General features: G+C 40.0%; 17 protein-coding genes and 4 pseudogenes. 12 read left to right on the forward strand and 9 right to left on the reverse strand.

Annotated elements, in window-relative coordinates; all coding sequences use genetic code 11:
- Positions 1 to 289: 289 nt before the first annotated feature.
- The 3 genes from V7K67_RS12495 to V7K67_RS12505 form a co-directional block, all read right to left on the reverse strand.
- On the reverse strand, positions 290 to 1,084 hold the full coding sequence (locus V7K67_RS12495; RefSeq protein WP_335166765.1) for a hypothetical protein: 795 nt from the start codon (positions 1,082 to 1,084) through the stop codon (positions 290 to 292).
- Positions 1,035 to 1,268: a Rieske (2Fe-2S) protein gene (locus V7K67_RS12500; protein ID WP_335166767.1), complete on the reverse strand. Its 234-nt coding sequence runs from the start codon at positions 1,266 to 1,268 to the stop codon at positions 1,035 to 1,037. Before V7K67_RS12500 ends, V7K67_RS12495 begins: the two co-directional genes overlap by 50 nt.
- Positions 1,269 to 1,380: 112 nt before the next feature.
- Positions 1,381 to 1,674: a hypothetical protein gene (locus tag V7K67_RS12505; RefSeq protein ID WP_335166769.1), complete on the reverse strand. Its 294-nt coding sequence runs from the start codon at positions 1,672 to 1,674 to the stop codon at positions 1,381 to 1,383.
- A gap of 253 nt (positions 1,675 to 1,927) precedes the next feature.
- Between V7K67_RS12505 and rpaB the strand changes: the two are divergent.
- The 3 genes and pseudogenes from rpaB (at position 1,928) to V7K67_RS12520 (ending at position 4,372) form a co-directional block, all read left to right on the forward strand.
- A pseudogene (gene rpaB / locus V7K67_RS12510) lies at positions 1,928 to 2,697 on the forward strand (response regulator transcription factor RpaB).
- A 119-nt stretch (positions 2,698 to 2,816) separates the two neighbouring features.
- A complete protein-coding gene (locus V7K67_RS12515) occupies positions 2,817 to 4,139 on the forward strand; it encodes a glycosyltransferase (RefSeq protein ID WP_335166771.1) in 1,323 nt (440 codons plus the stop codon).
- Positions 4,136 to 4,372, forward strand: coding sequence for a hypothetical protein (locus V7K67_RS12520; RefSeq protein WP_335166773.1), 237 nt, complete (start codon positions 4,136 to 4,138; stop codon positions 4,370 to 4,372). Before V7K67_RS12515 ends, V7K67_RS12520 begins: the two co-directional genes overlap by 4 nt.
- A 534-nt stretch (positions 4,373 to 4,906) precedes the next feature.
- Here V7K67_RS12520 and V7K67_RS12525 read toward each other — a convergent pair.
- Positions 4,907 to 5,539, reverse strand: a complete 633-nt coding sequence (locus V7K67_RS12525; protein WP_335166775.1) for a TetR/AcrR family transcriptional regulator — start codon at positions 5,537 to 5,539, stop codon at positions 4,907 to 4,909.
- A gap of 109 nt (positions 5,540 to 5,648) precedes the next feature.
- Between V7K67_RS12525 and V7K67_RS12530 the strand changes: the two genes are divergently transcribed.
- The 5 genes and pseudogenes from V7K67_RS12530 to V7K67_RS12550 all read left to right on the forward strand — a co-directional run bounded on the left by V7K67_RS12530 (position 5,649) and on the right by V7K67_RS12550 (position 12,346).
- Entirely contained in the window at positions 5,649 to 7,025 is a 1,377-nt protein-coding gene (locus tag V7K67_RS12530) for an HlyD family secretion protein (RefSeq protein ID WP_335166777.1), read from the forward strand.
- Positions 7,022 to 8,974: an ATP-binding cassette domain-containing protein gene (locus tag V7K67_RS12535; RefSeq protein ID WP_335166779.1), complete on the forward strand. Its 1,953-nt coding sequence runs from the start codon at positions 7,022 to 7,024 to the stop codon at positions 8,972 to 8,974. The genes V7K67_RS12530 and V7K67_RS12535 overlap by 4 nt, the downstream gene beginning before the upstream one ends.
- Before the next feature lie 24 nt (positions 8,975 to 8,998).
- A complete protein-coding gene (locus V7K67_RS12540) occupies positions 8,999 to 10,105 on the forward strand; it encodes an ABC transporter permease (RefSeq protein ID WP_179069858.1) in 1,107 nt (368 codons plus the stop codon).
- 75 nt (positions 10,106 to 10,180) lie between these two features.
- Entirely contained in the window at positions 10,181 to 11,302 is a 1,122-nt protein-coding gene (locus V7K67_RS12545; protein ID WP_179069859.1) for an ABC transporter permease, read from the forward strand.
- A gap of 217 nt (positions 11,303 to 11,519) precedes the next feature.
- Positions 11,520 to 12,346 (forward strand): annotated as a pseudogene (locus V7K67_RS12550) (IS5 family transposase).
- 202 nt (positions 12,347 to 12,548) lie between these two features.
- On the opposite strand, the pseudogene V7K67_RS12555 reads toward V7K67_RS12550, so the two are convergent.
- From V7K67_RS12555 to V7K67_RS12565, 3 genes and pseudogenes are all read right to left on the reverse strand, one after another.
- Positions 12,549 to 12,836 (reverse strand): annotated as a pseudogene (locus V7K67_RS12555) (IS701 family transposase); the annotation flags it as partial.
- 457 nt (positions 12,837 to 13,293) lie between these two features.
- On the reverse strand, positions 13,294 to 13,824 hold the full coding sequence (locus V7K67_RS12560) for a hypothetical protein (protein WP_335166783.1): 531 nt from the start codon (positions 13,822 to 13,824) through the stop codon (positions 13,294 to 13,296).
- A gap of 520 nt (positions 13,825 to 14,344) precedes the next feature.
- Positions 14,345 to 14,479 (reverse strand): hypothetical protein, encoded by a 135-nt coding sequence (locus V7K67_RS12565; RefSeq protein WP_335166785.1) that lies wholly within the window; start codon positions 14,477 to 14,479, stop codon positions 14,345 to 14,347.
- A 357-nt stretch (positions 14,480 to 14,836) separates the two neighbouring features.
- On the opposite strand from V7K67_RS12565, the gene V7K67_RS12570 reads away from it, so the two are divergent.
- Positions 14,837 to 15,304 (forward strand): hypothetical protein, encoded by a 468-nt coding sequence (locus V7K67_RS12570; RefSeq protein ID WP_335166787.1) that lies wholly within the window; start codon positions 14,837 to 14,839, stop codon positions 15,302 to 15,304.
- Positions 15,305 to 15,555: 251 nt separating this feature from the next.
- Here V7K67_RS12570 and V7K67_RS12575 read toward each other — a convergent pair whose 3' ends face one another.
- On the reverse strand, positions 15,556 to 16,689 hold the full coding sequence (locus V7K67_RS12575) for an ISAs1 family transposase (RefSeq protein WP_335166793.1): 1,134 nt from the start codon (positions 16,687 to 16,689) through the stop codon (positions 15,556 to 15,558).
- 258 nt (positions 16,690 to 16,947) lie between these two features.
- Here V7K67_RS12575 and V7K67_RS12580 point away from each other — a divergent pair, with 258 nt between their 5' ends.
- The 3 genes and pseudogenes from V7K67_RS12580 (at position 16,948) to V7K67_RS12590 (ending at position 19,498) form a co-directional block, all read left to right on the forward strand.
- The gene (locus V7K67_RS12580) at positions 16,948 to 17,172 is read left to right on the forward strand and encodes a hypothetical protein (protein ID WP_335166789.1); all 225 of its coding nucleotides are present in this window, start codon (positions 16,948 to 16,950) and stop codon (positions 17,170 to 17,172) included.
- A 311-nt stretch (positions 17,173 to 17,483) separates the two neighbouring features.
- Positions 17,484 to 17,642, forward strand: a pseudogene (locus V7K67_RS12585) (non-hydrolyzing UDP-N-acetylglucosamine 2-epimerase); the annotation flags it as partial.
- Between the two features lie 149 nt (positions 17,643 to 17,791).
- Positions 17,792 to 19,498 (forward strand): PAS domain-containing sensor histidine kinase, encoded by a 1,707-nt coding sequence (locus tag V7K67_RS12590; protein ID WP_335166791.1) that lies wholly within the window; start codon positions 17,792 to 17,794, stop codon positions 19,496 to 19,498.
- Between the two features lie 204 nt (positions 19,499 to 19,702).
- Here the strand turns inward: V7K67_RS12590 and V7K67_RS12595 are convergent, their stop codons facing one another.
- The gene (locus V7K67_RS12595; RefSeq protein ID WP_334732976.1) at positions 19,703 to 21,160 is read right to left on the reverse strand and encodes an ATP-binding protein; all 1,458 of its coding nucleotides are present in this window, start codon (positions 21,158 to 21,160) and stop codon (positions 19,703 to 19,705) included.
- Positions 21,161 to 21,178 lie beyond the last annotated feature (18 nt).

Consider the following 21,178-nt stretch of genomic DNA (forward strand, 5'->3'; position numbering starts at 1 on the left):
CTTGTATGAAGCATGATGTGAAATCATCAATGGACTAAGGCTGTTTAACACCTCCCTTATCTTTTATCCGATATTAAATACGATAAAAACCTTTTCTCCACGCATCTCAGTAGTTTAAGTATAAAATAATACTTTAAATTCGCAGGCTTAGTGAAATTTTGCCGCAGACTAGAATGGCACAATTTCACTTGATCTGCGAACCCCCACTTATTATGACGTTGAAAAAATTTCACTAAGGAAGCAAACTCACAATACAAACAATGTCGGGGGAGCAAAGCATAACAAAGTTCTAAATGGTGCCGAAAGTAATACCCTGTTGTTTGAGCCACTGACGGTATGCAATAGAATAGCGATCGCTCGGTAAATGTACTTCTGCTTGCAGATTTAAAGGTAAGCGTCGGGGTTGCTGGGAATTGACAATGGCAATATCTTGACTAGCAACAAGATTTTGAATATTTAGATAGACTTCAACTGGAATTTCACGGGCGCTGTTTACCATTAACCAATATTGGGCCACGCACTCATCTTCATCGACTGGCGTAATTGTATAGAAGACATTTAGACGATGCTCTCCAGGCCCGAGTTTAAAGTATGCCACTAGCGGACGGAAGATACGGTAATGGTAAGTGTTGAAAATCATTGGCGCTTCTTTCGGATTAGCCGAACTAAAATCTAGTTCCCACAAACCACATTTGAAACCAATCTGATCTGGAAGAGACTCTAATTCATAATGCGTCAACTCAGGACGACTAGCGTGGGCGAATAATCCCGAATGCATAATTGGGAAGTGTGCCGGATCGATAAAATTTTCCAGCGTCCGCAGCGGGCTAGAGTGATAGTGGTAGGGGCCACAGAAAATTTTGCGATAAACCGGATCGTCCCACTCAGAAAATGGAGCTATATCTTGTTTTGGTGTTCCTAAACAAACCCAGAGCAAATCGTAACGCTCAAGAAGTTGGTAAGTTTTAACACAAGCTCGTGCGGGAGGCGATTGGTCTGGATTAGCTGGAGCTAGTATACATTTACCTTCGCTGTTAAAGGCTAAACCGTGGTACGAACAAAACTTGGGTCTGTTTATTGACATATCCCAAAGAAAGACGAGCGCCACGATGAGGGCAAAGGTCTTGCCAAGCTAGAACTTTGTCGCCATTATGCCAGAGTACTAAATCTGAGCCTAATAAACGCTTGTGCTGTACTGTTCCAGGTTGGAAGTCTTGCGAGCGGGCTATTACATGCCAATCATTCAGCAAAATCTGGTCTTGCACCATGAGTATCGACACCCTTGAGGTCAAATACCTATATCTTAATCAGAGTGAACATGAAACTTGAACTTGATTTTGTCAGCGATCTGGTACGCTGGGCACTTGCTTTTCGCTACCATCAACTACAGAAATCATCCACCCGAATATCTCGCCAGACATCAGACACTTGCCAGCCGGAATTTCCCACAGATTGTACTGGAGGGTTGTCAAGGAGCGGAATATAGTCAGGAACTCTAGGCTCTGAAATCGCTACTGGTTTCTCCTCAACCTCAACCACAGGGGCTGGAGAATTGACAGTATTAGCTTCAATAAGTTTGTCTTCTGCCTCCTCGATTAACTTCATCTGTCTCAGGGTAAGCTTGTCGGATTTTTTGATGATCTTCTTGGTATCTATATCATTAGAAGTTTTCATTGGCTGTTCCCTTGAAGGCATTGGCTCAAAAATTTGGATGAGTAAATTTGGGAGAAGTTAGGTATAAATAATTTGCACGGAATAAACACTCTACTGCAAAACGATGGAAAATACGAGTCCCAAATTGTAAGAATTTATCTTTTTCGATATAAATCTCTTTTTCGGGCAGATGCCTTAAAGCGATCACTTCTTTCCTCATGACTGTAGGTCAAAAATGTGATTGCGTTTTTGACTCCTAATAAGCAGATAATGGATGGTTGAGAGTTCTCGCTCATTAGGAACAGCGTTGAGAAACTTATCAGGTGATAAAGGCACAATCCTAGTAGTTGATGACGAAGCCAGCATCCGTCGAATTTTACAGACGCGTCTTGAGATGATTGGCTACAGCGTAGTTACAGCTAGTGATGGTGAAGAAGCTTTGTCAGCCTTTCGTAAAGAAACTCCCGACTTAATCGTTCTGGATGTGATGATGCCAAAGCTGGATGGTTACGGTGTCTGTCAAGAATTACGGAAACAATCAGATGTGCCAATTATCATGCTTACAGCCTTGGGAGATGTAGCAGATCGAATCACTGGGCTGGAATTAGGGGCTGATGACTATATGGCGAAACCAATACTCCCAAGGAATTAGAGTCAAGAATTCGCTCGTTGCTGCGACGAAGAAACGATACAGCAACTACTGCTGCTATTTCTAATTTGGGAGTAATGGTTGTAGACAATCTCAAAATTGATACCAATAAGCGACAAGTCTACAAAGCAGGTGAGCGGATTACATTAACGGGTGTAGAGTACAGCTTACTAGAGTTATTGATGAGCTATCCCGGCAAATCTTTTACCCGTGGAGAAATATTGCAGCAAGTATGGGGTTATAGTGCAGAACAACATGCAGATACTCGTGTGGTGGATGTGCATATCTCACGTTTGCGCTCGAAGTTAGAAGATGATCTGGAAAATCCAGAATATATACTCACTGCAAGAGGAAGTGGTTACTTTTTTCAACGAATTCCTCAACTAGAGCATTAATCATAAAACTGCCAAATGTCACTTGTTTAAGGTTGATGAAGTTCTTTGTCTTAATTGTAGTGTCTTGATAGATAGGTACAGGAAATTAGTACAATTTTTGGATACTGGAGTTTTCATTTTTGAAAAAGCATTTGAGCCAAAGTCTACCTATAGCACCAAGTCGAAAACTGAAGATTACGATTCTAACAGTAGGTTCAAGGGGAGACTTGCAACCCTATTGTGCCTTGGCTATTGGCTTGAAACGTGCGGGGCATGAAGTAACCGTAGCAACCCATGAGAACTTTGAACCATTTGTGAAGAAGTTCGATTTAAAGTTTGCGCCGATCGCTGGCAATATGGAAGAGTTTTTGCAATCCAAGCAAGGGCAGCGATTGATTGCGGGAGAAAAGTTGAAAAAAGAAGAGGGAGATAAGCTTTTACTTCAACAGTTGGAATCAGCTTGGAGTGCGTGTCAGGGAAGTGAGGTAATTATTTACACGCCGTTAGCTACCTTTGGATATCACATCGCAGAGAAATTAGGCGTACCCTGCTTTTTTGCATCAGTTCTACCGTTGACTCCCACAGGGATGTTTGGGTTTTTGAGATTTGCTCAAATAACTAAAAACCCGCTAAAGAAAGTGATAAATTATGGCAGCTACTTACTAGTAGAGTTTTTGCACTGGCAAAGATATCGTCAACTGCTCAATCACTTCAGAACAGAAACTTTGAAATTGCCGCCTCTACCATATTTCGGCAGACGCTTCAGACAGAAGACTCCGGCAAATGTATCACGAATCCCTGTACTGTATGGATTTAGTTCGCACGTCATCCCAAGACCCCGTGACTGGCCTGCATGGGTGTATGTAACTGGTTTTTGGTTTATTGACCAAGCCTCCGAATATGAGCCACCTCTGGAACTAGAGGATTTTTTGGGACGAAAGCAATTACCTTTGTGTTTTGGATTTGGGAGCATGACAATGCCCAATCCAGAATATCTCACACACTATATCGTGGAAGCCTTAAAGAAAACACATCAAGGCGGGATTATATTGTCAGGCTGGGGCGACGTTGGAAGAACAGTGAATATAAAAGATTCGCTACGAGTGTTTGTGATCAAGGAAGTTCCGCATGATTGGTTATTTCCTCAAGTGCCAGCAGTAGTACATCACGGAGGAGCTAGTACAACGGCAGCAGTGTTACGTGCGGGGACACCATCAATTACTGTACCCTTTTTTGCAGATCAGCCAGTTTGGGGTGAAAAGCTAACTCGGTTGGGAGTCAGCCCTGCGCCGATACCGTACAAGAAACTGTCAGATAAAACTTTAGCAGCAGCGATTGAAGTAGTACTGGGCGATGAGGTGATGCGAAAGAAAGCACAAGAGTTGGGTGAGAAGATTCGGGATGAAGATGGTGTGGCGAATGCTGTTGAAGTATTCCATCGACATTTGGGGTTGATTGGGTGAGAAATCCCACACAATTAAAATACATCATCACACCCACAACAGCAGTAAATGTCCCAAGTGAAAGTTTACACGGTACTCTGTGTCAACAGCAGTATCCTAATGGTTTTTTACACACCAGGGCATTGCTGGGAATTCCGTATCATCAGCCGCACGGGTGGGATATTCGGGGAACAAAAGATTTATTACACGGCGGAGGCAGCGTTGCGGATGGGGTTGGAGTGGTTGCGGGATGAATGGTAATGAGTGCTTAGACGATCCAAGGTGAAGTCGCTTCGCTACAATCAATATTTCCAGTACTTGTACAGAGGTATGAATGCAATCGGTCGATATTCATATTGTGAATATTGAGAAAATGGGGCAAACAGACAGTAATGTTAAAAAGTTATCAATTATTTTTGCGTTAATGGGGGATAAAGAATTGCTACCAAAGCATTCTACTAAATGGTGAGGGACTTAGATCATGAGACTAGTGCTAGTGTACTACAAGATTTGTAGTTTAGGATTTTAACTGTGAACCGTCAATGGTCAACAATCCCAATGGAATCTACATAGTATGCTCAGAACCCAGAGAATTGATGAGCGTTGCGGCGTGGTGCTAGAGTTTGAGGATACTTACTGTCAAGAGTTTGGTCAATGAGTGAGAGTGATAGGATGTCGAACATGGCCGAATTGTAGTAGAGTTGTCGTTTGGTAAGACAACAACTCTACTACAAAGTGCCCTCTCTCTTCATACTCTTGTTTTGGCGAAGGTATTGTGACATAAGACATCATTTGTTTGTGTGGGCAAGTAGGAAACTCATTAAACTATCTAAAATGCGATCGCGTGACAATGGCATCATTTCTTTGCCATAGAGCATTTCCTGCACCATCACATAGGATACCAGCGAACCAAAAAAGATTTGTGCTGTTGCTTCTGGGTCACTAATGCGTAATTCTGGATGAGAAGCTAAATACTGGCTTAGTAATAGCCGTCCACGTTGAATCACTGTTTGAGTATATAATTTTGCTAATTCTGGAAAGCGTTGCGACTCGGTAATAATCAAGCGGAATAGTGCTAAGTATTCAGGATTCTCGGCAACTTTCGTTAGATAGGTTTCAGCAATTTCACGCAATAAAATCGTTGGCTCACCATGCAAATCTTCTGTACAAAAAATCCCCTGGAAACTAGCAATTGTTACCCTTTCGATCAACGCCTTAAATAGTCCTTCTTTATCTTGAAAGTGACTGTATATTGTCTGCTTGGATACTCCAGCTTCCGCACTTACCCGATCCATACTGGTTCCAGCATAGCCATCTCTCAAGAATACCTGCATGGCTCCTTGTAAAATTTGCTCCTGTTTTTGAGTCATGGCTCTTAAACGAGATAAAGTTTCAGGTTGGGAACCAGAGGTTTTGGGCATATTTGACGTAAATTTTTTTACATATTTATTGTCTCTGGGAGAATCATACCATACAGTCTAGTATGATAATTCCAGTAAATATTTAATGATAAAAATATAGGGTGGTATCATGACTCAGACTGCCTCAACATCTCCAGAAGGGATTATAAATGTTCCAGTGCCACCATCTAAGCAGAAACGGAAGAAACCGATTTTGTTATTAGGGTTGCTGGTTATAGCAAGTGGTATCAGTTATTTCCTGTGGCATAGTCAACAACAAGGAGCAGCAAATGTACTGAAGGTGAGTGGAAGGATTGAGGGTTACGAAACTGAGATTGGGGTGAAGCGTTCGGGAAGAATTGTTTCAATTGCAGTTCGGGAAGGGGCAGCAGTAAAAAAGGGGCAAGAATTAATCAAGTTGGATGACAGCAACGACCAACTGCTACAAGAACAACTGCGGGGTGCTGAAGCTAGGGTTGCATCTGCTCAATCTGATGAACAGCAAGCAATTTCCGATGCTACTCAAGTGGAAAGTGGGATTGAACAAATTGATAGCCAAATCAGTGAAGCAAAACTTAATTTTCACCAATCCCAAGGAGATACCCAAGGACGAGTTCAACAGGCACTATCTAACGTAGCGGCAGCCAAGGCACAATTATTACAAGCGCAGGCACAGACAAAGCAGGCACTAGCAGAAGTAAAATTAGCGGAAATGAATCGCGATCGCTATGCCAAACTGGTCAAAGACGGGGCTATTAATCAACAACAATTTGACCAAGCACAAACCACCTTTGACACAGCAGTAGCCACCCTAGAAGCACGAAGAGCAGCAGTAAATGCTGGACAAGAACAATTACGCGCTGTTGTCGGGGCATTAACCCAAGCGAAAACTACAAGTTTCAATCCTGGTATTCGCAATGCCCAAATAGAAGCGTTAAACAGAAAAAAAGATCAGAGCTTTGCTCAACTAAAATCTGCCCAAGCAAAGGTAAAATCTGCTCAGGCCAAAGTCAAAGATGCCTTATCATCAAAACAGCAAATCCTGACCCAAATAGAAGACTCGAAAAAAGATTTAAATGTTGTTAGTCCTTTGGATGGGGTAGTAACTGCCCGTAGTGCAGAGATCGGGACTGTAGTTAGCAGTCAAACCAAGATTTTGACAGTAGTTGACCCCAAAACAGTATATTTGCGAGGTTTTATTCCCGAAGGCGATATTGGGAAAGTGCGTTTAGGACAAACAACCAAAATCTTTGTTGATTCTGCGCCGGAAAAACCCCTCATGGGCAAAGTTATTTCTGTTGATCCTCAAGCCTCTTTTACCCCAGAGAATATCTACTTCCAAAAAGATCGGGTCAGACAAGTAGTAGGGGTGCGGATTCAGTTAGAAAACCCTTCTGGCTGCTTTAACCCAGAAAACCCCTACTCTGGTGCAGATTTGCCCTGTGCCAAAATTGGAATGCCAGCAGATGCAGAGATTGCGTTGCAGGGTAAAGAGGTCGGCAAATGAAATTATCAACTCCTAAACCACCACAATTATCTAGTCACTCAACCACTACTATTAAAGTTAGTAATTTAGATAAACATTATGGACAACTAATCGCTGTCCGGGGAATTGATTTTACTGTCAATCAGGGTGAGATGTTTGGGTTAATTGGCCCTGATGGTGCTGGTAAAACTACTACCTTTCACATCTTAGGCGGGGTGATGGAAGCAACGGCTGGAGAAGTGCAAGTATTTGGTCAGCCGGCAAGAGACGCACGTTTAAGGACAGGATATCTCACACAACAGTTTTCCTTGTATTTGGATCTCAGCATTGATGAAAACTTGCGTTATGCGGCGGGATTGCGCCAAGTAAGTGATGATTTATTGCGGGAACGCCGCCAGAAATACTTAAAATTAATGAGTTTGGAACAGTTTGGCGATCGCTTGGCGGGTCAACTTTCCGGCGGGATGAAACAAAAGCTGGCGCTGTGTTGTGCCTTGGTTTCCCAACCGGAAGTGCTGTTATTAGATGAACCTACCACAGGGGTTGATCCAGTTTCCCGACGGGAATTTTGGGATGTATTAGCAGAACTTTCTGCCGATGGGATGACCATTGTTGTCGCCACACCTTATCTAGATGAAGCTGAACGCTGCGATCGCGTCGCACTGATGTATAGTGGTCAGATTCACGAAATTGGTACACCGGCAGCATTACGCGCCAATTTAGGCTTACATCGCCTAGAAGTCAGAACAGCAAATCTAGAGATAGCCGAGAAACTTCTCTTGCAGAATGTGCAGACAAATATAGTCGATGTCCAGACATTTGGCGATCGCTTGGATGTTCTCGTTCAAGATGTAACTCTCGGTGAAATCCAGGTAAATCAAATACTACAACAGCCTCACCCCAGTATTGAACGTGGCGAACCCACCTTAGAAAACGTCTTTGTCACCCGTCTACGACAACAAGGTTCAGCACCAGCGTTTTTGTCTTTTCCTCGTTCTCGTGGGGGAAATAGGCAACAATTCAAACCTCAAAATTCTTCTGAGCAAATCGCTATTTACGCCCACAATCTCAACCGTGTATTTGGTAACTTCCAGGCAGTCAAAAACGTTAATGTCGAAGTCCGCTATGGCGAAATATTCGGGCTTTTAGGTGCAAATGGAGCCGGAAAAACAACTACTATCAAAATGCTGTGTGGATTACTAGCAGCTAGTGGCGGGGAAATTTCCCTTGGTGGTGAAACAGGAAATCTGCGTAGTCGTGACTTACGGCGACGTATAGGTTATATGAGCCAGAAATTCACTCTTTACGACGATCTGACAATTCTGCAAAACCTAGAATTTTATAGCGGGATTTACAGCGTACCCCGCAAACTTAGGCGAGAAAAGATTGATTGGGTAATTGCTACCTGTGGCTTAGAGGGACAAGAACAGATGCTTACCGGACAATTACCCGGTGGTTGGAAGCAGCGAGTAGCTTTTGGCGCTTCTGTAATGCACGAACCAGATATTTTATTTCTCGATGAACCGACATCCGGGGTAGATCCTTTAGCCCGTCGTCAGTTTTGGAAGCTAATTAATGACTTTGCTCGCAATGGTACAGCTATTTTGGTGACAACGCACTATTTAGAAGAAGCTGAACAGTGTAACCGTATGAGTTTTATGGTAGCCGGAGAAATTGCCGCCGAAGGTTCACCTAGTTCTATCAAAGCTTCTCAACCAGGACAACTTATAGAGATTATTGTGAACCAAAATCAAGCCGCCTCCAAGATACTTAAACAACATCTTGATTCGTGGCGTGTCTCGATTTTTGCCGATAGTTTACACGTTGTTCTTGATCACCCGGAAGCAGAAATTCCCGAAATAACTCAGCTTTTAAAATCCGCACACATGACTATTGAATCTCTGCGTCCCATTCCTTTCTCTTTGGAAGATGCTTTTATTGGTATCGTTGAACGTGCGGTAGGGGATTAGGAACATGAAAACTGAGAATAAATAATGAAAAGAATTTTTTCCCAATGTGTGAAGGAGATAGCGCAATTTCGGCGCGATCGCTTAACTTTAGGTTTAGCATTTTTATTACCATTTTTGACTTTATTAATTTTTGGGTTTGCGATTCGTTTAGAAAGTAAAGATATTCCTCTGATTGTCCAAGATTTTGACCGTACAAACCTGAGTAGCAGCTATATTGAGCGGTTGTATGCCACCAATCAATTTGTACCTAAACAATGGTCAGGTGGTAATCCGGCACGGGATGCAATTGACAAGAGTATTGCTAAAGCCGCAGTAATTATTCCTCCCCAATTTAGCCGAGATATTCAAGCGGGTAGAAATGCAAAGGTGCAAGTATTAATCGATGCCACAGATGTTAATAACGCTCGTGTAATTAGAGGTAGCATTCAAAGAGTAACTAATTTTTTCATGCAAGACCAAGGATTACTACCAGATAAAAGTATTATTACACCGCGAATCCGCTTGTGGTTTAACCCTGGTAGATTGGAGTCGCTGTACATTGTGCCAGGAACTTATGGTGTAGTATTGTGGATTTTCCCCTCATTGCTAACTGCGATCGCAATGGTGCGTGAAAAAGAAAAAGGTACAATTCTACAAGTTTATGCTTCTAGCATTAGTGCAACCGAACTTTTACTTGGAAAAGGACTAGCTTACCTACTAATTGCGATTACAGAAGCTTTAGTAGTCATGGGATTAGGGTCAATAATTTTTCAGATCGGCGTAATTAGTAACCCGATTACTTTATTAATAGGAACTCTACTATTTTTAATAGATAGTGTTTCCTTTGGTTTACTTATAGGTGTACGCACTAATAATCAAAATTCCGCAGTGCAAATTGTTTCTCTTGTCGGTTTTATTACATCTTTATTGCTGTCTGGTTTTATTTATCCCCTCAGTAATATTCCTTTCCCCCTTTCACTAACGCCTAACATATTTCCTGCCCGTTATTACATTGATATCACCCGTGATGCTTTTGTGCGTGGTACAGGATGGACAGGCGTTTGGTTTGACTTACTCATGCTTGCAATTTTAGGATTTGTATTTTTCAACGTAGCGCGTCGGCTTTTAAGTCGAATGCAAATTAGTCAATAGTCATTGGTCATTGGTCATTGGTCATTGGTCATTAGTCATTGGTCATTGGTAGTTAGTTATCAGCCTTAATCATATATGAAATATATTTTGCAATTATTTGATAGTCCATTGTGGTCATTAGTTCGTAAAGAAATTAATCAAATTCTGCGAAACAGGCAATTGATTGTTTTATTAATTGTGCCACCAACAGTACAATTATTGCTTTACGGATTCGCGCTTAACCCGGATGTCCATAATTTACGACTGGGTGTAATTGACTATGCCAATATCTCCACCAGTCGGGAACTAGTTTCAGCAATGACATCCAATCACACTTTTAACTTAGAAAGTGTTCCAACAAGTGAAAAAGATTTAAGCCGCCAAGTAGAAGAAGGTAAATTAGATGTAGGACTAATAATTCCACCAGATTTTCCGCGCCAACTAGCCAAAAAATCAGCAGAAATTCAAGTATTCATCGATGGAGTGAATGCAAATACAGCCGGAATTGCTGCTAACTATGTTAATCAGATTATCCAACAATATAATTTCAGTTTGGTACAGGGTCAAGTCAGTCCGCCAGTATCAACCGAAGTCGTTTTTCTTTACAATCCTGGACTTACTAGTAGCTGGTTTTTCGTACCAGGAGTTATGGGTTTAGTCCTGACATTAATCGGTACATTAGTATCAGCAGTAACCGTTGTGCGCGAGAAAGATACAGGAACTTTAGAGCAATTGTTAATGACTCCCTCTAGCAACTGGGAAATTTTATTAGCTAAAATTATCCCGTTGGCATTCCTGCTCATGGGAGATGTACTACTAGCTTTAACCTTGGGAACAGTCGTATTTAGCCTACCCTTTCGTGGAAGTTTCCTGCTCTTTCTTGCTTTATCAAGTATGTATGTATTTGTGGGAATTAGTTTGGGCATTATGTTGGCAACTATTTGCGGTTCTCAACAACAAGTATTACTCACATCTTTTTTTATAAATTTACCAATGATTCAAACTTCTGGGGCAATATCTCCTATTGAATCCATGCCTCCTTTATTTCAATTCCTCTCTTTATTTAATCCACTTCGTCATTACATTACTATTGTTAGAGGTATTTTACTCAAAGGAGTTGGTTTAGATGTGCTGTGGTTAAATGTGTTAGCATTACTTGGTTTTGCTATTGTTCTATTAACTATTAGTGTTAACAAGTTTCGGAATCAGCTAAGTTAACAATACAGCAGATTGCGCTTTAATCGAATACACGTAGAGACGTAAAATTTTACGTCTCTACAAGGTTTTGGGTTTTATATATGTACTCCATTTACCTGAAAATATCACAAGTAATTTGCCGGATATGTGAAGAATTCTTACATACTAGAACTCTTGCAAAAGTCTTTTGTGATATAATCAAACGTTTGACTATTTACGATTAGGACAATAATAAGCAGTGAAATTTTGGAGAGCCAAACAACTGACTTCAAAAAAATTTAAACGACTCACCGGAGTAAGTCGTCAAACCTTTCAGTTAATGGTTAGTTTAGTTAAAGCTGATGAGCAAAATAAAAAGAAACCAGGTCGTCCTCCTAAACTAATTATTGAAGACCAAGTTTTAATGGTTATCCAATATTGGCGAGAGTATCGCACTTATTATCATATTGGATTCGACTGGGGGCTTTCGGAATCCGCAGTCTGCCGGAGGGTTTATCAAATTGAAAATATTTTAATTAGGTCAAGAAAATTTAGTCTGCCTGGTAAAAAATAATTGTGTATTATGTCATCTGAAGAAGATTTGGTAGTGATGGATGTCACGGAAAGTCCAATTGAAAGACCTCATATTGGACAAAAAAGATTTTTTAGCGGTAAGCAAGGAAAACATACTTTAAAAACGCAGGTAGTTATCTACCAAAAAACTAGTCAAATCATCTGTTTAGCGCATGGTTTAGGGAAAATGCATGATTTTAGACTATTTAAAAATAGTGGGATAAAATTTGGAGAATTGGTCAAGGTAATAGCGGATAAAGGCTATCAAGGAATTAGTAAAATTCATCAATTCACTGAAACACCAATTAAAAAGCCATTCATGGAAAAAAGTTGGCGAAAGAACAGAAGAAATATAATCGAGAACTCAATCGATTAAGAATTACTGTTGAACACGTAAATCGTCGTCTAAAGATATTTAAAATTTTGTCTGATAGATATCGAAATCGTCACCGACGTTTTGGCTTAAGGTCTAATTTAATTGCAGGAATTTATAATCACGAATTAGCCATATAAATAGATTAAAAAATTAAATTTATCAAATAATTTCAGTAATTAATCAATAACTGAAACAACGTTTGCTGCCTTTTTTTTTAGTTAGGGTTGCCTGCGGTGTTCTCGTTGCCATCGCCTGATAATACTCGCTCGAAACAATTTAAAACTTTTACCAAAAACTGAAATTAGAATAACCTCTAATCATACCACAAAATATTTATGCAAGAGTTCCATGCTCATTACCACTATATTGTCTTCTGACTATTTCTATTTCTTCAGAATACCTTTTATCTAAAACGCTATCATCAAATATTATGTAACCATTCTCATCAGGTTCAACTACTTCTTTCACGTTATCCCATAGTAAACGAGGTGTTAATTTTTCTCTTTTCAAATAATAGTTAATTGCCTCATGACTAATACTCTCTAAATGCTCCGCCAAATTGGTAATTGTATAATTAATTTGACTACTTAATAAATATTGGCAGTAACTAAGCTTAGTAAATCTCATTACCGTTAGCAAAATTTATCTAATACAACCTCTACCTATTTTCTCATGAATATTTCATTTCAATAGTCCTTCCAAGACAGCGACTTCTATTACGAAGACAAAGCTTTCAAAATCAGATTTAATTAATACTTATGTACTACAAACTAGCGATCGCATTGTGCCAGTTGCGTAAGTCCTGGCCGTATTCCTTTCTCTAAGTTACGCATCATTAACCAAAAAGAATTGAGTCGATGGCTAGAGTTAGCAAGTATAGCGAACGCATAGTAAGTAGTTAGCTTTTTTAATACATTTACTGTAATTAAGTGGTTTAAGTTGCATAGGTTCTATCAAGCAGCGCGTCTTGTGACGGGGATTTAGACCCGGACACAAAACGTAATTGTGATTGGTTTGATTTACTCCCCGTCCAACGCTAGTCTTTCAAATGACCAAGTGTGCCATTAGATTGAAAAGCAGTATATCAACCTAATGGATTCTGCTCTAGATACTGGCGTACTCCCGCGCTCATGGCTACGAGGTTTGGTTGTACATTCTTCCCCAAAAAATCTTCAACGAGATGAGCAATTCTACTTGTGAGAAAGAATGGTACTCCCTTGATTTGTTTCGCGTCAATCACTAGTTCACCACGGCTTTCAATTACTGTACTATTAGCATCTTGCAAAAAGCGATTTTTGCCAGAACACTTAACTGCTTCTGTAAAAGCGTGAGTTTCAATACGCCATTCAACTGTCAAATCTGCCTGATTCCAGGTATTATATTCTGTCCAAGAAAGCATATCTTCACTGAGCAGAACTCTTGCTGCTGCTGGAATTTCACTGCCACCGTGCCATTCATTGACAGTATAAATATTACTGCCTGCTTCCTTACGTGATAAAAGTGCGATCTGACGCACGTTTGGCATATAGGGAACTAGTTCAACTAGTTTGTCACGATAGGTAGCATAAACTAGGGAGCGTGGAAAAGGAATTTTGGTATCAGCAGAGATGAGCATTAATTCATACCATATTCAAATATAGACACAACGGGGAATTACCAAGAGTTTAGCGAGCGTAAATGAGGTTTTTTTTGGTTGATCCGCCTGAATTTTAGTTAAAACGTCATCTATATTTTACTGTTGCATCGGATCACAAAGCGGCATAAAAAAGCAGCAAGGTCTGCCGTGACATCTAAAAGCCTTACTGTGTATAGATGTCACAGAAAGCGGCAAGATTGGGTAAAACTCTAGAACCCTTGCTATTAAAGGAATGTCACAAAAAGCGGCATGGTTAAATTATGAACTTGGTGTCACTTGAAAGCACTCAAAGCTATACAGGATGGGTGTCACAAAGGAAGTGGCAGGGTTGACGAAAAAAAATAGGGATGAAAAAAAGCCCTGTTTTTGGGCTTTTTTCTGAAATGGGATCGACAGCCTCTGACGCTCACGGAACGCCTGCTTTTAAGTGTGGGATTCGCTATACCCTATCCCCTACAAGCTTTTCATGACTGATGCTGGATTTTATTTCCCAAGCTTTCTATTTTTTATTTTGCAAGTTTTTCTTCTTCTTTTGTTTAGGGCACTGAATATCGACCATCAATCCATGCTCAAATACAATAGTGTGTTTTGGATCTGCTCCATCAGAAAGGAGAGTTTTTTTCTGTTTACTCATCAACTTCATTTCCTTAATTGTGTTCTCGAAAAAATGAAGTTCATAGCCACAATCACACTCAAATGATGAAGGGAATAATTATGAAGGGCATAAACTAATCTAAAAAATTATATTTCCTGGGCATTTTTTTTCATAATCCCATTGCCCAGATGAAAAAGTATAATCTTTTGTATAAGTTATTGAAACAGAGGAAAGTCGGTAGCATGGTTGATCTGTGAACTTGGTGTCACTGGACAGCACTCAAGCGGTTGAGAATTTTAACAGCAGCCGTTGGTGCGCCGGATACCATGTATGCCTGTGGATAACTTTGAGTATGGAGTTTTTTGTTCTCCTGAATAAGATAGCAAAGGTAAGTAAATGAGCCAGCAGGACAAGAGTGAAAATCAAAGCACCTTTAACCAAGAAAATGCAGTAAATCCAATGGGTTTGTTATTTGATGAAGAATGGTTGCGAAAAGGTGTTGAAGCTGAGGAGAAAGTTGGTGGAAATATTGGGGCTGGGTTAGATTGTGGGTCAGCACTTGGCTCCTTAGTGGGTAATCTAGAACTTTTGGGACGTTTCACAACGTTGCGTATTTCTCTAAATAGAGAAGTGCGATTGCTGTTAAATAATTGGAATTTAGGTACAGCTACGAAAATTGTTGTAAAAACTGCAAGAGAAAGAATACTTGAAAAGTTTAGACTGCCGACACCAGAGGTAAGAGAATACATACTTGCTACTCTGGAAAATGATGAACTTTATGGCGAAGAATTCATTTCTAATCGAGAGATACTGCGCGAACTGCTTGGGGTGTTGTTCAGGGGAAACGCATCTAAATTGTCTTGACAAAATACCATCTTAATGAATGAGAATATAAGAGAATCTTTAATTTAATTCAAATGCGTATAAAATTTTGGTGAGTGCCTTAAAATTTGAATAAATCTATAGTAATTATTTATTTTATAGAATGAATCCATGTTGTTAGTTTCTATATGCTAATGTTGAGCTGTTTAGACATAAAAATCTAAGCTTTCATCATAAAATCTGAAGAAAATAAATAAATTTATATTTTAAGCAATGCTACATTCTTACTTTTATCAGATACATTCTAAAATCATATTTAAATAGTCGTTATCTAATGCTGCACAAAACTGTTTGCTTTTAATTCCCAATTTTTTGCTCTTTTCTTTTCCTAAAGCATTAACTGCTATATGACGCAGAACTGCAAAATTTTGTGGCGCATTATCTTTCCTTATTCGACAATCATCTTCTCTAAAAGCTACATCTAAAATCCAATGTAATGAGTTCTCTATACCCCAATGACTGCGAACTGACTCTCCTAATAATTTAGCATCATTTATTAAACTGCTAATATAATAACGGGTTTCAACCTTGGTTTTACCATTGACTTTTCGTATGTATTCTACCATTCCTACACTTTGAAGATTTACCCATTTCTTGTCTGGATCTATTTTGTCTTCTATGTCTGATAGCATTAAATAATGACGAATTTCTTCTCTTCCATGTTCGTCTTCATTTGTATGAAATTCACTATGCTTAAATCCCTCAAACCCTTTAGATATAGCTGTTTTGAATATTTCTTCTACCTGATTATGTAACTTACTTTGATTCTTCTTTAGTGCAATAATATATTCACCTGACTTTTCTACAATTGATTTTACTATCTCTTTTTGACATCCCATCGCATCAATTGTTACTAAACACCCGGCTAGATCTAATACTTTGATTAATTCCGGTATCGCTGTAATTTCATTTGATTTTTCTTCTACCTTACATTGTCCTAACACTAATCTGTTATTAGTAGCCCACGCACTTACCATGTGAATAGCACCTTTCTCTTTTCCTTTATCATAAGAATGCCTTAATGTCTTACCATCTATTGCTATCACCTCCCCTTCTGTAATTTTATTTATAGATTTTATCCAATTCAAAAAACTATTCTGAAATTGTTGGGGTTCTATTATCGCAAATACTCTGGCGAATGTATCATGAGATGGAATTTCATTTGGTAATTCTAAAAATTTTTTGAGCCATTCTTGTTTGATTTTTCCATAAGCCTCCATCAATACCCAACTATCTGCTCCACAAATCACTGCACAAATCGCAATGGTAACTATATCAATTAATTTATGCTTTTTGGTGCGCTCAACTCTCTTGTCTTCTAAATCTTTAAAATGATCTGCAATTGTGATTTTTGGTGGTAGCTTCATTTCTAAATTTTGTCTCATTCAAATGAATTGAGAATACCACTTCACCCCATTTTATTGATTCTTACAGAACCGATTTTACATCAAATCTTCTTTGTATACATCTATTGCATTGATATCAACCTAACAATACTTCCCTTTTTCTGCATTCATATAAGTTACATTTTGTCAAAACAAATTAGATGCGTTTCCCCTGCCTAACATACTTGCGGTTTGATAGAAGCTGGGGGGTTTGAGAGTTCTTCACTTGCGACTTGTGACTTGCGACTTGCGACTTTGTTAACTCGTTCTTTGGCACAAGAATTGCCAACTGGTATGGCAGCCATACCCCTGAATCCAGGTATTATTCATACAGATATGCTTTCTATTAGCTTTGGAGAAGAAGCTGCTAATTATACACCCGTGTCCGATTGGGTATTGAAAGCCGTTCCATTTATTCTCAATTTAAAACCCAAAGATAACGGGATTCCCTTAACCATTTCATGAAATTGGTCATGCGTGAATTGCTTTGACTATATATTAACCAATGCAACAGCGATGTCTACGACGGGCTGCGCCTACGCAATTGGCTCAATGTGGTTCAGTTAAGAAAGTTCCTCTGTAAAGGCAAGGGAATATCTAGTAGTACGCCAAGGAAACTTTGCATCGTGGCTAGCTCCAAGGGCAGAGAGGCAAAGGAGCAGAGGGGCAGAGGGGATTGAACTTGGCACATTGAACTCTCCTCTGCACCCCTGCACTCCTGCACCCCTGCTCCTCTGCCTGCCTCCACATAACATTTTTGGGTTGCCAGACTACTAGGTTTAGACTGGGAATCATATCGGGTTCTGTTAGCAACAGTTCATCGTCGGGAGAATTGGGGAGAACCTCTTTTAGCGATCGCTCAGGGCTTTTAACAAATTTTAGACAAGTTTCCTGATACAGCAATGCTCTTACCATTACACCGCAATCCGACAGTATTGAGTACCAACTAGTTTGTCGAACTTGCAACTGAAAATCGTTTTGTAAATGATGTGCAAAAACTCTGGGAATAATAAATATCACTAAGGCTGACACACGCATAGCTATTAGTTTAAGTTTTAGCTTGATTTTAGATGCGACTGAGCGTATGAATGATTGCAAATCTCTCAATGACTCCTTTGACAAGCAAAACTTCTCGCTGGCTTTTCTGCTGCGGATGATCAACGGTATATCTGACCCAATTTTTGTCAAAAACCATCAACATCAGTGGATACTAGTTAACGATGCCTTCTGTAATTTCATCGGGCATAGCCAAGAAGAATTAATTGGCAAGTCTGACTATGATCTCTTTCCCAAAGCGGAAGCTGATGTGTTTTGGGAAAAAGATGAACTGGTTTTCACTACAGGCATAACTGATGAAAATGAGGAATTTTTTACAGACTCCTATGGCGTAACACACTTAAGCCTGACCAAAAAATGTTTGTTTGAAGATGAGCTAGGTAATCATTTCTTAGTTGGGACTATTCGTGATTTCACACAGCAAAAGCGGGTAGAAGCTGCCCTGCGCCGTAGTAATGCTGTGCTGCAAGCTCAACAAGAAGCTTCAATCGACGGCATTCTGATTATTGATGAAAATCGTCAAATTGCATCATACAATCAACATTTCTCCTATTTATGGCAAATTCCTGCGGCAATAATCCAGACTGGTTCAGACTGGCAACTCCTAGAATGTGTCCTAGACCTACTAGAAAATCCAGCAGAATTTCTCGCTCAAGTCGAATATCTGTATCAGCATCCAGAGAAAAACAGCCGTGATGAAATTGTGCTAAAGGATGGACGGACGTTAGATCGTTATTCTGCGGCAGTGCGCTCGCCGACTGGAGATTGTTACGGCAGAATTTGGTATTTCCGAGATATCACAGAACGTAAACAAGCAGAAGCAGACCTCCGACAGCAAGCACAAGAACTAGAAACAGCATTATACAAACTACAAAACACCCAAACTCAGTTAATTCAAAGCGAAAAAATGTCCAGTTTGGGTCAACTAGTTGCAGGTGTGGCACACGAAATCAACAACCCACTTAGCTTTATTTACGGCAACCTGAACCCGGCTCATGAATACACCCAAAATTTATTTTCACTGTTAGATATCTACCAAAAACATTATCCCCAATCAGTCAAGGCAATTGATGAGTTTGCAGATTTAATTGAACTAGATTTCTTAAGGTCAGACTTACCCAAATTATTCCAATCGATGATCATGGGAACAGAGCGGATTCGAGAGATTGTACAATCATTGCGGACTTTCTCACGCTTAGATGAAGCGGAAATGAAAAAGGTTGATATTCATCAGGGAATTGATAGTACGATAATGATCATCCAAAGCCGCCTCAAGGCTACTGACAAGCGCCCGAAAATTGAGTTGTTCAAAGAATACGGCAACCTTCCCTTGATTGAATGTTATACTGGGCAGTTAAATCAAGTATTTCTGAATATTTTAGTGAATGCTATCGATGCTTTAGAAGATTCATTGGTTACAAGTCGGTGGGCAACAAAAAAACACAATTTAACGGATAATCCCCGAATTTATATTCGTACCCAATTACTAGCGCCAAATCAAGTCACAATTCGCATTGCCGACAACGGACTGGGAATACCAGAAGATGCTTTCAAGCAAATATTTAATCCCTTTTTTACGACCAAGCCCGTTGGACGAGGTACGGGGATGGGGCTGGCTATTAGTCACCAAATTATCACAGAAAGACATGGCGGTTCTTTAGAATGCATTTCGCAACCAGGAGTTGGTGCTGAGTTTATCATTTGCATTCCCCTCATTCAACAACGTCGTCAATGACCAAACCTCGGCATGAATTACGCAAGCAATTGCAAACCGCTTAACCTATAAGTGTTTCGGCTTTTCTTAGTGCCATTCGGCAAATCAATGTTGTGGGTTGCTATCGGGTGTACGCTGTGGGTTACAGGGTTTACAGTCTGATGATGAAAATAAATAGCCAACAGTGAAAGATACTGCCCCAAAATCCATGCAGGGAACTCAACTTTAAATAAAAATATCGATGACAAACTCTGTACCTTTGCCTGGTGCGGAAGAGCAAGTTAAATGACCTCCATGCTGTTCCACTACAATCGAGTAGCTAATCGATAATCCCAAACCCGTACCACTGCCCACAGGCTTGGTGGTAAAAAAAGGATTAAATATTCTCTTAAGTGTTGATTCACTCATGCCTAGACCATTGTCAGCAATGCGAATCTGCACTCTATCAGTATGCGGAATTTCAGTGCGAATGCGAATTGTCGGGAGGGAAAATGTTTCACAAGTGATTCCCCAGTTACTAGTCCCCATTTCCAAAGCATCAATTGCATTACTCAAGATATTCATAAATACCTGATTGAGGGCACCGACATAGCAGTTAACCAAAGGCAGTTGACCATATTCCTTAATCACAGCGATCATTGGGCGGTTAGCATTAGCTTGGAATCGGTGCTGTAAAATTAACAGTGTACTATCAATACCAGAGTGAATGTCTACTGGTTTAATTTCCGCTTCATCTAAGCGGGAGAAGTTACGCAGTGATTCAACAATATGTTTAATACGTTCAGCTCCAGCTTGCATTGAGTCGAATAGTTTAGGTAAATCCTCCATCAAAAAGGGTAAATCAATAGACTCTGCTGTAGTTTGGATCGCCTGCACTGGAGTGGGATAATGTTCTTGATAAGTTTTGATGAGTTTTAACAGACCCTGCATATAAGTTTCTGTATGAAACAGGTTGCCATAAATGAAGTTTGTGGGATTGTTAATTTCGTGAGCAACTCCTGCAACCATTTGCCCCAAAGACGACATTTTTTCTGCTTGAATTAGTTGAGCTTGAGTTTGTTGAAGATGGTCTAGGGCGAGGGTTAGTTCAGAATTTTGGTTCTCTATTTTGAGGATATTACCGTAGGAACGAAGGGAAGAAATCACGACTGTAATCAGCTTTTGCCGTGTCAGTTCTGTTTTGAGCCGATAGTCGTTAATATCGTAGTCCAGAATCACCGAGGCTTCCGGTGCTTCTCCAGGCTGACCTGTACGTAGAATAATTCGTACTTGATGGTTGTGTAATTCTGCGCGAATATATTGAACCAACTGTAATCCAGCATCATCTGTTTCCATAACGACATCCAGCAAAATTAACGCCGTATCTGGATGTGTCTGGATTAAATACTTTGCTTCTGTACCAGAGTGGGCATGGAGAAACGTCAGAGGTTTACTCTCAAAAGTGCAATCTTCGAGTGCCAGGATTGTGGCTCGATGGACTAATACATCGTCATCGACGATCAAGACTTTCCAAACTGCTACAGGTGCTGATGGAGAGTTTGGAACCGCTTGGGAACCCCTATCAACTTCATTGGTTGCTTGTTTGCCATTGTCATCTGCAAAGATAAACGTATCATCGTTGTCTACAAAGACAAAAAAAGCGTCAGTTTCTGAGTTGGAAACCCTTTGATTTTCGCTGGGCATATTCGATCATCCCTAATT

Origin of the sequence: Nostoc sp., assembly GCF_036917155.1 — a bacterium.
Classification (GTDB): Bacteria; Cyanobacteriota; Cyanobacteriia; order Cyanobacteriales; family Nostocaceae; genus Nostoc.